Origin of the sequence: Microbacterium sp. GbtcB4, assembly GCF_019091465.1 — a bacterium.
Classification (GTDB): domain Bacteria; phylum Actinomycetota; class Actinomycetes; order Actinomycetales; family Microbacteriaceae; genus Microbacterium; species Microbacterium paraoxydans.
On sequence record NZ_JAGXJJ010000628.1, the window covers coordinates 1 to 234 of the forward strand.

Genomic DNA, 234 nt, shown 5'->3' on the forward strand with positions numbered 1-234 from the left:
GCCGTCGCGACCCTGCTCGAGCTGCATCTGCGGTTCTTCGGCTATGCGGAGGGGGCGTGGACGGAGGCCGCCGTGCGCCGCTACGTCCGCGAGGCCGGGGACCTGCTGGGGCGCCTGCACATCCTCACCCGCGCCGCCGTCACCACGCGGAACAAGCAGAAGGACGCCCGGCTCGCCCCCGCCTTCGACGTCTCCGGGTCCCGCAACACGGCGCCCCGCGAGCTGGGAGTGCTC

The 234-nt window shown here is 74.4% G+C and carries 1 pseudogene; it reads left to right on the forward strand.

Going from position 1 to position 234, the window contains the following annotated elements:
• A pseudogene (locus KVS71_RS19065) lies at positions 1-234 on the forward strand (CCA tRNA nucleotidyltransferase); the annotation flags it as partial.